The organism is Enterococcus sp. C63, assembly GCF_040887215.1.
In the GTDB taxonomy this organism is placed as follows: Bacteria; Bacillota; Bacilli; order Lactobacillales; family Enterococcaceae; genus Enterococcus_B; species Enterococcus_B hirae.
In genome coordinates this window covers 433955-447441 of record NZ_JBFOFI010000001.1, presented here as the reverse complement: position 1 = coordinate 447441, position 13487 = coordinate 433955, and the positions used below count along the sequence as shown (strand labels likewise).

At 37.4% G+C, this 13487-nt stretch carries 12 protein-coding genes; 11 read left to right on the top strand and 1 reads right to left on the bottom strand.

Annotation, left to right across the window (positions count from 1 at the left end; all coding sequences use genetic code 11):
* Nucleotides 1-140 precede the first annotated feature (140 nt).
* From tig to yihA, 3 genes are all read left to right on the top strand, one after another.
* Entirely contained in the window at nucleotides 141-1427 is a 1287-nt protein-coding gene (gene tig, locus AB3H90_RS01975; RefSeq protein ID WP_368016070.1) for a trigger factor, read from the top strand.
* A 179-nt stretch (nucleotides 1428-1606) separates the two neighbouring features.
* Entirely contained in the window at nucleotides 1607-2857 is a 1251-nt protein-coding gene (clpX, locus tag AB3H90_RS01970; protein ID WP_010718968.1) for an ATP-dependent Clp protease ATP-binding subunit ClpX, read from the top strand.
* A gap of 436 nt (nucleotides 2858-3293) precedes the next feature.
* Nucleotides 3294-3881, top strand: coding sequence for a ribosome biogenesis GTP-binding protein YihA/YsxC (gene yihA, locus AB3H90_RS01965; protein ID WP_010718969.1), 588 nt, complete (start codon nucleotides 3294-3296; stop codon nucleotides 3879-3881).
* 60 nt (nucleotides 3882-3941) lie between these two features.
* On the opposite strand, the gene AB3H90_RS01960 is transcribed toward yihA, so the two are convergent.
* Nucleotides 3942-4091, bottom strand: coding sequence for an SPJ_0845 family protein (locus AB3H90_RS01960; RefSeq protein ID WP_010737727.1), 150 nt, complete (start codon nucleotides 4089-4091; stop codon nucleotides 3942-3944).
* 135 nt (nucleotides 4092-4226) lie between these two features.
* Here AB3H90_RS01960 and AB3H90_RS01955 point away from each other — a divergent pair, with 135 nt between their 5' ends.
* The 8 genes from AB3H90_RS01955 (at nucleotide 4227) to AB3H90_RS01920 (ending at nucleotide 13427) form a co-directional block, all read left to right on the top strand.
* Nucleotides 4227-5555: a hypothetical protein gene (locus AB3H90_RS01955; RefSeq protein ID WP_368016124.1), complete on the top strand. Its 1329-nt coding sequence runs from the start codon at nucleotides 4227-4229 to the stop codon at nucleotides 5553-5555.
* 359 nt (nucleotides 5556-5914) lie between these two features.
* Nucleotides 5915-6670 (top strand): DeoR/GlpR family DNA-binding transcription regulator, encoded by a 756-nt coding sequence (locus AB3H90_RS01950; protein ID WP_368016069.1) that lies wholly within the window; start codon nucleotides 5915-5917, stop codon nucleotides 6668-6670.
* Nucleotides 6667-7602 (top strand): 1-phosphofructokinase, encoded by a 936-nt coding sequence (gene pfkB / locus AB3H90_RS01945; protein WP_010718974.1) that lies wholly within the window; start codon nucleotides 6667-6669, stop codon nucleotides 7600-7602. The genes AB3H90_RS01950 and pfkB overlap by 4 nt, the downstream gene beginning before the upstream one ends.
* Nucleotides 7599-9530, top strand: coding sequence for a fructose-specific PTS transporter subunit EIIC (locus tag AB3H90_RS01940; RefSeq protein WP_368016068.1), 1932 nt, complete (start codon nucleotides 7599-7601; stop codon nucleotides 9528-9530). The genes pfkB and AB3H90_RS01940 overlap by 4 nt, the downstream gene beginning before the upstream one ends.
* 265 nt (nucleotides 9531-9795) lie before the next feature.
* Entirely contained in the window at nucleotides 9796-11991 is a 2196-nt protein-coding gene (locus tag AB3H90_RS01935) for a hypothetical protein (protein ID WP_178305898.1), read from the top strand.
* 12 nt (nucleotides 11992-12003) lie between these two features.
* Complete coding sequence (locus AB3H90_RS01930) at nucleotides 12004-12528, top strand: hypothetical protein (RefSeq protein WP_368016067.1); 525 nt, start codon at nucleotides 12004-12006, stop codon at nucleotides 12526-12528.
* A gap of 22 nt (nucleotides 12529-12550) precedes the next feature.
* The gene (locus tag AB3H90_RS01925; RefSeq protein ID WP_010718978.1) at nucleotides 12551-13159 is read left to right on the top strand and encodes a hypothetical protein; all 609 of its coding nucleotides are present in this window, start codon (nucleotides 12551-12553) and stop codon (nucleotides 13157-13159) included.
* Between the two features lie 28 nt (nucleotides 13160-13187).
* Entirely contained in the window at nucleotides 13188-13427 is a 240-nt protein-coding gene (locus AB3H90_RS01920) for a hypothetical protein (protein WP_368016066.1), read from the top strand.
* The last annotated feature ends 60 nt before the right edge of the window (nucleotides 13428-13487 follow it).

Below are 13487 nucleotides of genomic sequence, written 5' to 3'. Positions count from 1 at the left end.
TCAGATAAAAAAGTCATGAAAAACGTGGATTCTAACCATTCAATATGTTTACAATTTGAAAGGGTTAGTGTACTATTTAAGGGTATGCATGAAACGTTTTTGATGTATAAAATGAATTTTCTAAACTCGGAGGGAACTAAATGACTGCAACATTTGAAAAAAAAGGCACAAACGATGGTGTTTTAAAATTTACGATTGCGCAAGATGAAATTCAAAAAGGATTGACAGCTGCGTTTAATAAAGTTAAAGGAAACTTGAACGTACCAGGGTTCCGTAAAGGGAAAGTTTCACGCCAAGTATTCAACCGTATGTACGGAGAAGAAGCTCTTTATGAAGACGCATTGAATGCTGTCTTACCTGAAAGCTATGAAGCAGCAGTTAAAGAAGCAGGTATCGAACCTGTATCACAACCTCAAATCGATGTTGAAAGCATGGAAAAAGGGCAAGATTGGGTGATCACTGCTGAAGTAACAGTTAAACCTGAAGTGAAATTAGGTCAATATAAAGATTTAGTTGTTGAAAAACAAGACCGTGAAGTTACTGAAGCGGATGTGGAAGAACGTATCAAACGTGAACAAGAAGCTCAAGCAGAATTAGTAATCAAAGAAGATGCTCCAGCAGAAAATGGCGATACTGTAGTGATTGACTTTGAAGGCTTTGTTGATGGCGAAGCATTCGATGGCGGAAAAGGTGAAAACTATTCACTAGAACTAGGCTCTGGTTCATTCATTCCTGGCTTTGAAGATCAATTGATCGGTAAAAAATCAGGTGAAAGCTTAGATGTAACAGTTACTTTCCCAGAAGACTATCAAGCAGAAGACCTTGCTGGTAAAGAAGCAGTGTTCAAAGTAACGGTTCATGAAGTAAAAGCTAAAGAAGTACCTGAATTAGATGACGAATTTGCAAAAGATGTAGATGATGAAGTTTCTACATTAGCTGAATTGAAAGAAAAATATCTAAAAGAATTGACAGAAGCAAAAGAAAAAGAAGCAGAAGACGCAAAAGATGAAGCTGCAATCCGCTTAGCTGTTGAAAATGCAGAAATCGTTGATCTGCCACACGTGATGGTTCACGATGAAGTACACCGTTCAATGGATGAATTTTTGAACAACATGCAACGTCAAGGAATCTCTCCTGACATGTACTACCAATTAACTGGTTCTACAGAAGAAGACTTGCACAAACAATTTGAAGGCGAAGCAGAAGTACGCACAAAAACAAATCTTGTAATCGAAGCTATCGCTAAAGCAGAAGGACTAGCAGCAACAGATGAAGAAATCAACGCTGAAATCCAAGAATTATCTGAGACATACAACATGCCAATCGAACAAATCAAACGAGTGTTAACAGAAGATATGTTGGAACATGATGTGACAATGAAGAAAGCAATTGATTTGATTACTGGAACTGCTACTGAAGCAAAATAATCATCTTTTATTGCATTTTATCAAAGAGGAAACTGAGAGGTTTCCTCTTTTTGCATATTTTCGATTTTTGGTTTTTGTTTAGTGCTTTTGCTTTTTTTTGAATTATGGTATGATGGTAAAAGACTGTAAAGTCTGTGATAGTTTCTTGCATTTATGATGCAAGTTAAGGGGTGAAGACCATGTATGATAATCCAAGTGGCAATGAGACCGTACGTTGTTCTTTTTGCGGGAAAACACAAGAAGAAGTAAAAAAAATCGTGGCTGGTCCAGGGGTCTACATCTGTAATGAATGTATTGACCTATGCAAAGAAATCATTGATGAAGAATTTTATGAAGAAGCGGTACGTGAATTCACAGAAGTACCAAAACCATTAGAAATTTTGGAAGTCTTAAATAATTATGTGATTGGTCAAGATCGTGCGAAACGTTCATTAGCTGTAGCAGTATACAATCACTATAAGCGTGTTAATCAACAATCCCAAGAAGATGCAGATGATGTTGAACTGCAAAAAAGTAATATCTGCTTGATCGGTCCTACTGGATCAGGGAAAACTTTCTTGGCACAAACATTAGCTAAAACGTTAAATGTACCTTTTGCGATCGCTGATGCAACCAGTTTAACTGAAGCTGGTTATGTTGGGGAAGACGTCGAAAACATCCTATTGAAATTATTGCAATCAGCTGATTACAATGTGGAACGAGCTGAAAAAGGGATCATCTACATTGACGAAATCGATAAAATTGCTCGTAAAAGCGAGAATGTTTCAATTACTCGAGATGTTTCAGGTGAAGGTGTCCAACAAGCCTTATTGAAGATTTTAGAAGGGACAGTTGCCAGCGTTCCCCCTCAAGGCGGTCGGAAACATCCTCATCAAGAATTTATCCAAATCGATACGACAAATGTTTTGTTTATCGTAGGTGGTGCGTTTGATGGGATTGAAACAATTGTTAAAAATCGTCTAGGAGAAAAGACAATCGGTTTCGGGACTAAAAATCAAAAATTAGCAGATGGCGAAAGTGTCATGCAAGAAATCATTCCAGAAGATCTATTGAAATTTGGTTTGATTCCTGAATTTATTGGTCGTTTACCAGTAATGGCAGCACTTGAAAAATTAACGACAGAAGATCTTGTGCGTATTTTGACAGAGCCAAAGAATGCTTTGGTCAAACAATACCAAAAATTACTTGCTTTGGATAATACGGAATTAGAATTTGAACCAGAGGCATTAACAGCAATCGCTGAAAAAGCAATTGCCCGAAATACTGGGGCACGTGGACTACGTTCGATCATCGAAGAAATCATGATGGATATTATGTTTGACATCCCATCTAATGAGAATATCGAAAAAGTGATCATTACGAAAGAAGCTGCTGAATTAACAGGAGAACCGACTGTCGTTTATAAAGATTCTGAGAAAAAAGCGGGATAAAAGCAGATAGAAGCTGGAGTGCTGTCGTGAAAGTTAGTTATTGCTTTTGCGGCAGCTTTGTCTTTTTATCGAAACTATTGATTAATGATTAAGAAATTCTATTGACAGCAGGCGATTCAACGTTGTGATTACTCAAAATTGGCAAATAGGGAAGATGACTTTCGTTTATGTAAAAACGTACTTTCCGCAATCAACTGCAGTTTTTCGATCGTTGAATCTTAGAATGAAATCAAAAAACCTCAAAACATGAGAAGCTGTTTCGAGATTTTTTTCTTTAAAGAACGAATCAATTCATGCTTCTCGCAACCTGTTACACGGCGTTTAAGAAGCGACTCTTCGTTTATCAGAGATTGTTTAATAAAGTGATATTAAACAATCTTCTCTCATCTCGATAGAGTTCCTTTCTTCTTCAACGACCTTTTTTAGGAGAGATTTTATGAAAGTACATCAAGCAGAAATAGTGATTAGTGCAGTTGCACCAAAACAATACCCAGAATCTGATTTACCAGAAATTGCTTTAGCAGGGCGTTCAAATGTCGGAAAGTCTTCTTTTATCAATACGTTGATTGACCGAAAGAATTTAGCTCGCACTTCGGGAAAACCAGGTAAGACCCAAACATTGAATTTTTATTTGATTGAAAATGCGTTACACTTTGTCGATGTCCCTGGTTATGGTTATGCCAAAGTATCAAAGACTGAACGTGCAAAATGGGGTAAAATGATCGAAACATATATTACGACCAGAGAGCAGTTGCGAGCAGTCGTTTCTTTAGTCGATTTACGTCACAAACCTTCCCAAGAGGATATCCAGATGTATGAATTTTTGAAATATTACGATATTCCAGTGATTGTCGTAGCGACTAAAGCGGATAAGATACCACGAGGAAAATGGAACAAGCATGAAAGTGAAATCAAAAAAGCGTTGGATTTTGATAATAATGATCAGTTTATTTTATTTTCTTCTGTCACAAAGCAAGGAAAAGAAGAAGCTTGGCAGGCAATTGAAGAAGCAATTTCAGAATAAAAAACTAGTAGCAGACGAAGGACTCAAAGAGGAGAACATTCGCTTGCTACTAGTTTTTTTCTATTTTTTTGTCTGTTCTTTTTTTTCGTCATTTTTTGGTTTCAAAAAGCGATCGATTTCTTCTTTTGAAGCAACTGTTTTTTCTGGATCAACAGCAAAGGATTCAAATAATTTATCAAGATTATCTGTACGTTCAAATTTAAGCCCCAAATTATTCACCTCTTTGATTATTTGTTTCTATTCTACCATGGATAGTTACTAAAATAATTGGAAGTCGTTAAATTTTAGTTTTTTCTTATGCTTGGTTATAATTTAATTATAAAACACTTTGAAAGGAGTGAGAGTATAGTGGAAGAACAACAATTATTAATGACGATTCAATTAACCGATTTGAATCAAAGTCAAAGAGAAAATGAATTGGAAGATTGGTTCTTTTTTATTCGAATGATGTTTAGTCCCTCATTTTTTCAGACTTCTCGTCAGACAGCACGAATATTTGAATGGACAACCTTTAAAAAGGAAGCAATGCAGGAATCTCAGTTCGCATTTGGTTGGCTGACTGTAAAAAATGAAAGGAATGAGTGTCGTTTTCATTTTGATGGTCAACAATTGATCATTAAGAATATTTTGGAGAAGAATATTTTCTTACAACATGAATCGGTGATCAGAGATTATATCCAGCTTAAAATGGATAAAAATGGCGTATTTGCTTACTTACGTTCATACAATGAATTTAAGTATCATAATATTAAAGAAATTGAAGAACGGTTGAAGTTTGAAACACAAGAAGCTATTGATAAGTTGCCAAAGATGAGAGAACGATCGGGAGCGGTTGTGATTGATTGTAATCAATTGCCTGGTTACGATCTATCTCATGAGGGATTATGCTTTACTTCTTGTTGGGAAATGTATTACAGCTCTTACTACTATCGCATCATTCCGAAACAAGTATTTTTAGATGTCCAACAAGTGGAATTTGTAAAAGAGAAACAAAATGGTGTGATCTGTATTCAATTATATCGTGACCCTTTCAAATGGGCTGAGGAAACGAATCGACATTTTCAGACCTATTATCGCGACCAATTGGGATTTGATCATCTTTCTTGGGACAATGGTGTTGGGCTTTTGAAAGCCCCGTACATTGAGTATGCTTATACCGATCAAAGTATTCAATCTGTTCAATACCAAAATGAAAGAATGCAACCGACTCAAAAAAAGGATGCGACGTTCTTCGTTACTCGAAGTTATAATTTTGTCAATGATGAATACCGCGAAAAGCGAGTAAGAGGACGGTTGAATACACAAGCTTATTTTCCTTGGGTAGATGAACAACGGGCACAAATGATGTTTTACAAAGTGATTGATCCCCGTATTTCTTTGGATGATGGGATTGAAGCTTATTGCTACTATATAAGAGAATACTTAGAGATCGCAGTTGACGATGAAAAATATCAAGAATATTTAGTTACTTTACGATTATACGTACCTACTGAAAATTTGACACAGCTCCCATTGAATGAAATTCGCGAAAAACTATCAGATATTCAGTTTAAGCGAATAAGAAAAAGACGAGGACGTTTAAGCTTTGACGTGAAAAAAGGTGTAAATCATCTTAGAGTAGAAATCTATGATTATCCAAAGTTAAACAAATTTGCGACATTACAAAAAATTTGAGGTGATCACATGGATAAACACTTATATTATCGGGTCATGTTACCTACAGCATTTGTAGCTTTTTTGATGTTCTTTCTTCCCAACATCCCTGTACGATCAATTTTGGGCTTTATCATTATGTTCATTGGATTAGGAAGGTACTATTATTTAGTGCATAGAAAATAAAGCATATAAAAGGTTGTGGAAGAATCGTACAGCGAATACCGTTCGTACTTCTTTACAACCAATCAAGAGTCTGGACCAGTTGAAAGTTCAGACTCTTTTTTGAATGTTTTAGATTGTCTATGAATGTTTTTGAATGATTTTTATTGATTAATAAAAAGAATTATGCTACTATATGTCGTGAGGTGATCGTGGAAATGCTTACAGAAGAGCGCAGACAAAAAATACTACACTTGTTAGAACAAAATAAAATAGTGAAATCTCAAGATTTAGTAACACTTCTAAACGCTTCTGAATCAACGATTAGACGTGATTTGCAAGAGTTGGAGAATGATGGTCTGTTAGAAAGAATCCATGGTGGCGCGAAAAAAGGGCAACTTTTAGGGTTTGAACAGAATATGAGTGAAAAAACGCTCAAAAACGTTCAAGAAAAACAAACAATCGCTCGATTAGCAACTCAATTAATCAATGACGATGACGTTATTTATTTAGATGCTGGGTCCACGACGTTAGAAATGATCCCATATTTGCAAGAGAAAAAGGTAACGGTAGTAACTAATTCAGTGAAACATGCAGCTAGTTTGGTTGATTTGCAACTTCCCACCATCATATTAGGTGGACAAGTTAAATTATCAACAAATGCTGTACTAGGAAATAGTACAATCAGCCAGTTAAAAAATTTCTATTTTAATAAAGTGTTTATGGGAATGAACGGTGTTGACTTGAACCGTGGATTTACAACGCCAGATCCGGAAGAAGCAGCCGTGAAACGTCTAGCAATGGCAAATGCGGAAGAAAGTTTCGTCCTGATTGATCATTCTAAGTTCAACAAGCTTAGTTTCACTTCTGTGGCACCTTTAGAAGCAGCTACGATCGTAACCGAACGTTGTCCATTGGAATTTGTTACCGATTATCGGGAACGGACAACTATCAAGGAGGCAGCTATACAATGATTTATACAGTAACATTAAATCCGTCGATTGACTTTATCGTACGTGTCGATGGGTTAAAAATTGGGGAATTGAATCGAATGAAAGAAGACTTTAAAGTTCCTGGCGGAAAAGGGATCAATGTTTCTCGAATTTTGAAAAGAATTGACTCTGATTCGACAGCCCTTGGTTTTTTAGGAGGCTTTACAGGAAACTTTATCGCAGAGTGGTTGGAAAAAGAAACAATCCAAACTTCTTTTACAACAGTTCAATCAGATACTCGGATCAATATCAAATTAAAATCTGATTCTGAAACGGAGATCAATGGTTTAGGCCCAACGATCTCAGATGAAGAAATCCAATCATTCAAGCAAGCGCTAAGTGTTGTGAACAAAGGGGACATCGTTGTCTTATCTGGTAGTACTCCTGCCAGCTTAAGAAAAGGGTTCTATCAAGAATTGATTGAGATCATTCGTGAAAAAGAAGCAGACTTTGTGATTGATACAACTGGGGATGATCTAAAAAATTCTCTTGCTAAAAGACCATTGTTGATCAAACCTAATAACCATGAATTAGCCGAATTATATCAGACACACTTTGATCGTGTGGAAGAGATTTTGCCATATGGTAAGAAACTATTAGCTGAAGGGGCACAAAATGTCTTGATATCAATGGCGGGAGATGGTGCCTTGTTATTTACTAATGAAGGTGCTTACCGATCAAACGTATTAGTTCGCCCGTTAAAAAACTCGGTTGGTGCAGGAGATTCAATGATTGCTGGATTTATTGGTGCTTATAGCAAAAATCAAGATCCAGTGGAAGCATTTAAATGGGGAGTCGCTTGTGGAAGTGCGACAGCATTTTCTGATGATTTAGCTTCTAGAGCATTGATTGATGAACTGTTACCAGAAGTTGAGATAACAAAAATAGATTCGTTTTCAGGAGGATTATCATGAATATCAAAGATTTAATGATCAAAGATGCAATGATCATGGACCTACAAGCAACTGATAAAAAAGGCGCAATTGATGAAATGGTCCAAAAAATGTTTGCTGCCGGAAGAATCTCAGATATTGAAACCTATAAAGAGGGGATTTTAGCACGAGAAGCGCAAACTTCTACCGGACTAGGTGACGGCATTGCGATGCCTCACGCAAAAAATGCAGCAGTAAAAGAAGCAACCGTACTGTTTGCTAAAAGTAACAAAGGGGTCGATTATGAGGCATTAGATGATCAGCCGACTTACCTATTCTTTATGATCGCAGCTCCAGAAGGCGCAAATGATACACACTTACAAGCGTTAGCTGCTTTATCCCGCCTTTTAGTGGATCCAGATTTTGTTGCAAAATTAAAAGAAGCAGATTCACCAGAAGCTGTACAAGAATTATTCCAAACAGCGGAAGATCAAAAAGCTGCGGAAGAAAAAGCAGAACAGGCAAAACAAGCTGAAGCTGCAACCGTTGATCCTAAGAGCAAGTTTGTTATTGCAGTAACCGCTTGTCCAACAGGAATCGCCCACACTTATATGGCGGAAGATGCTTTGAAGAAAAAAGCGAAAGAAATGGGTGTAGAGATCAAAGTTGAAACAAACGGATCAGAAGGCGTTAAAAACTTATTGACAGCTGAAGACATCGCTCGTGCGGATGGTGTAATCGTAGCTGCAGATAAAAAAGTTGCCATGGATCGTTTTGACGGGAAAGAACTTGTCAATCGTCCGGTTAGTGACGGGATTCGTAAGCCAGAAGAACTGATCAATCTTGCTTTAAGTGGTACTGCACCAGTTTATCATGGACAAGGGAAAGATACTGGTTCTGATGAAGGAAATGCAGAAGGAACCGTCGGTCAACGAATCTATAAAGATTTGATGAATGGTGTTTCTCATATGCTGCCGTTTGTTATTGGCGGTGGGATTGCAATTGCTCTTTCTTTCATGGTAGACCAATTTATGGGTGTACCACAAGATCAGCTTGCAAACCTTGGGAATTATAATCAAATTGCCAGCTGGTTCAACCAAATCGGTCAAGCTGCTTTTGGTTTCATGTTACCAGTTCTTGCTGGATTTATTGCTTCAAGTATCGGGGATCGCCCTGGTTTGATTGTTGGTTTTGCTGCTGGTGCATTAGCTAATACTGGCGGTGCAGGCTTCTTAGGAGCTTTGATCGGGGGTTTCTTAGCTGGATATGTCATTGTGTTCTTGCGTAAACTCTTCAAGAAATTACCTAAATCATTAGACGGAATCAAAACGATTCTCTTTTATCCTGTGTTTGGGTTGTTGATTACCGGGTTCTTGATGTTGTTGGTTAATGTACCGATGAAAGCAATCAATGATGCATTAAACGGATTTTTAACAAGTATGAGCGGTTCAAACGCTGCGTTACTTGGAGCTTTACTTGCAGGAATGATGGCTGCTGACTTAGGTGGACCAATTAATAAAGCGGCTTATGTTTTCGGTACAGCTACGCTAGCAACAACTGTTGCGACTGGCGGTAGTGTCGTGATGGCTTCTGTTATGGCTGGTGGGATGGTTCCACCATTAGCAATTTTTGTTGCTACTCGTTTATTCAAAAATAAATTTAGTAAAACAGATCAAGATGCTGGTCTAACGAATATTGTGATGGGCTTGTCCTTTGTAACAGAAGGATCGATCCCATTTGCAGCAGCTGATCCGATCCGCGCCATTCCAAGTTTCATTATTGGCTCTGCTTTAACAGGTGGTTTAGTTGGTGCTTTCGGTATCAAATTACTTGCTCCTCATGGTGGGATTTTCGTTGTATTCTTGTTAAGTCATCCAGTCTTGTACTTAGCATTCATCGCTATTGGTGCAATCGTTTCTGGTGTGATTTATGGTTTACTAAGAAAATCACCAACAGTAACAACAGCATAATTTTCAATTTATAAATATGAGACCTTCTTACGGAATTTAACAATAATTTTCGTAAGAAGGTTTTTTTGTGAGATTAAATGCAAATTTTTTGAAAATTAAAAAATGGAAAGCGAAATTGACAAATAGATGAATAAATATAGGGTTTGTGATTAGAAATTAGTTATTTATTGACGGATATAAATGTGTATAGTATCATTTTTTTGTAATCTAATGTTAATCAAAAGCGCTTTTATATAAAAAAAGAATGGTTATAGAGGAGGGGAATATGAAAAAAAGTACAAAATGGGTTGTTTTATCGCTCTTTATTCTTTGTGCTAGTATTGTCCCAGTCAATGACTTTGATGCACAAGAAAATTCTGAGAATAGTGTAAATCTCCATGACAATGTGCAAACGAGCACAAGTGATGAGTACTCCGTTTCCTTTGAGACAACTACGGAAGAATCCCATGAAGATGTCAATAATCAAATCACCGAAGCATCAACAAGCAGCGAAGAAACAAAACAAGTGTTAGCAGAAAACGCTGAACTGTCCGACGAAATTGGTGCAATTAGTCCTTTGGTTGGAGAAGGATCATTAGAAAGTCCTTATACTGCAGCAACAGCAGATGAATTAATTAGGGTAATGAGTGAAATCAATAATGATTCAGGTTCGGGAACCTATTATGTTGCTTTGACAGCAGACATCGTGTATACAGATGCGGATGTTTTTGAGTTTTATAAAAATGTCGAGATCGATGGTCAAAATCATCATATGCTATATACCAACGCTTCCAACTCAACCGCTTCGAATACTGGCTATCGAGTGAAGATTAGTGGATTAAGAATCAAATTGAAAAACATGAATTTTGGAAGCGCGACACTAACTGATGAAAATGGCGTTATCTATGGCAACCAATCTTACTACGGGATCTTAGGGGCTGGAAGTTTATCTGTTCTCTCATTTGACGCGGTTTTTGAAAACGTCAATTATTATGGAAAGACTGGGGCGCAACCACTTCTAGCTTGGCATACAGAATCCACCTTCACCTTTGAGGGGAAAAATGAATTTGTCAGTGAAGCAGGAGCAAACAGCGAAGAGTTCATGGAAGGAAACAACATTACATTTGCGAAAGATTCGACGACGATTATCAACCACCAAACGAGTACGAATCTCGCTTTGTTTTATGGTTCAGCTTCTGGCGGATCGGGTGATCGGAAAATACGAGTCACTCTTGAAGAAAATGCGAATGTGCAATTGACATCAAGCAAAGATTATTTTTCTTATGATGGGACAGGATTAATTTTTACGATTGGTCAAAATGCTGAATTTTTGTATGAACAAACAGGTAACAAGCCAATGAATTTTACGAATGGTCAAGCAGCAGAAATCAATTTTGGCGCTAATTCACAAACTTCAATGATCAGCCTAGGCAGATTCAATTCAAATGGAAATGTTGTAATGAATGCGGATGAGCCCGATTTTGTTCGTTTTCAAAATACTTCTAATACCAACGGCTTGTTTGCTAGAAATATGACATTTAACCGGATCGATGGAGTAGCAGGAGAAATAGGAGGCTATCAATTTAGCTATTTAGCAACTGATCAAAGTTTACAAAAAAAGGAAGTAGTAGGAGCTGGTACAGCTACATTAAATGACAGTTACTTTACAAATACAGCTCTAAAACAAGCAATCTATCAAAAAAAAATCAATATTACCGATTGGAAAGCACAGCCGAGTGTAGCGGTCGGACAAAGTCAATTAGACACTACGATCAATGCTTATGAGCCAGCCAGTCGGATAGGAAAGGCAACGACGTTTAAATTAAGTACGAAACAACTTTGGAGTGAAACCGATTTAACGACTGAGGAAGCACAACAACAAGTTGAGCTTGCTGATGAAAATACAGATGGGATGATCGCAGTCGAAGAAACCGCGGGAATGACATGGACAAAAGAAAAACTACCAGCTGGAACTTATTTTGTCTATACAAAAATAGCTGGTGCCGTCAACGATGATCCCGAACTTCAAGCCTATTTAACTGAAAGTCTTTGGGTAGAACAACAGGTGGAAGTAGTCAAAAGTCCATTAAGTGTGGAAGTACCTTTAGAAATGATATTTGAATCGAAAACAGAAGGTGCATTCGACACGGCATCTTCGACCAAACCAATCATTAGTTCGAGTAACTATCCCATTGATTTTACGATTGGCACGGTTCAAGATCTTACAGCTGATTCATCAGTTGTGCTAGTCAATCAATTTTCTGGCGGAAATCATAACGAGTTGATTCTTAATCTTGTTGCCACTGATGGGACAACGATGGGACCGTTGGTTGTCGGGCAAAATAATGTGGACAGATTGGAAATTGCCCCTTTTTTAACAGAACCAATTGAACTTTATTTAGCTGGAGAATTTTCAGGAAACATTTTACAAAAATATTATCCTAGTTATGCCTTTACTTATCAACTATCAGCTAAAGAATAAAGGAGAAAAGCAATGGAAGAAACAAAACGGAAAAAACAAAAACAGGTACTACTCATTCTACTAGGATTATTGTTGTTGCTAAGTGGCTGGCTAGTGTACCGCTATTATCTTCAAGCAAAACCAGAGCCCGTTACTATTGTCAGTGGCGAATTTTTACCCGCTGGGAAAGATGCCCAAAAAATCTCTGACTCTGAAAATAAAAAAATCGCGCAGGTTGCAGTAGATAAAAGCAAATTCAATTTAGTTATCTCACCTGAAGCGAAAATCGATCGACAAACAGGGAGCGGCGAATTGATGATAAAAAATCCCAGTGAAAATGGCTATCCGATCAATGTAGAAATTAGAGAAAAAAAGAACAATCAACTTGTTTATACTTCCGGTGCGATTCAGCCCGGGTATGAAATAAAAAATGTCACGTTGGAACAGGCATTAGAAAAGGGGGAGTATCCATCAGTTGCTTTATTTAGTTTGTATGACCCAGACACCAACGAAAAAAAAGGTCAAGTGGCTGCAGGAGTTACATTAACAGTTGAATAAAAAATAAAAGGGGTTTATTGATATGATGAAAAAAGTACTTGTAAGTATGTTGTTTAGTGGGAGTTTTGTTGGATTTGTTGCGCCCGCAATGGTTCAAGCGGAAGACGTGATTGGTGTTGACCAAGCCGATATTCAAATCAATGGTACGATTGGATTAGATAACACAGATCCAGAAGAAGCGATTGAGGAAAGTCATGACAATTGGATCAATGTGACATTAGATACAGCGACCATATTCTATAACGTAAGCGGGCGAAATGATATTGAATCTCCAACCTATAATATTGAAAATAAATCGGGACGTCCAGTTGATGTATCCATTGCAGATTTCGCGCAAACAAATGCCGAAAGTATCACAGAAATTTCTAGTCTAAATCTTGTTTCTCCAGCAGCAACGAACACTTCCTTGATCGCCGCAGGAACACTCACAGATTTTGCGACGACACCAGTCAAACTCTTTACATTAGCAAACAATGAAGGAAAACTAACTGCAAATGGTACCGCAAATAATGCTTTTTCGACCACCTTCAACTATGCTGGAACAGTATCTTCTACCACAGCAACCAAGAGTACACCAACGTTCAATTTGACGTTGCAATTAGATGCTGTATCTTGGACAGCAGCGCCTTAAACTGATTAAAAAAGTTAGAAGGGATAATATGAAGGCAACACTTGACGTAAAAGGATCACTTGGAATTGATGCCGAACTGCCAAATGACCAGCAAGAAAGTGCAGGGGCTCAAAAACCAGGTTATGTGATTAAAACAGAAGTAAAAACGATGAGTACCTTCCCCAAAACAACGGACACAGACAGTTTAATGATTAGTTTCTTGGGAATGTTCCTTGTAGGAGTAACAATTACAGTGAAGTATTTTTGGGGAAATAAAGAAAGAGAATAAGATGAAAAGTTTTTTTAAAGATAAAGATACTGGTTGTATTTCCCTATAAAATAAAAATTT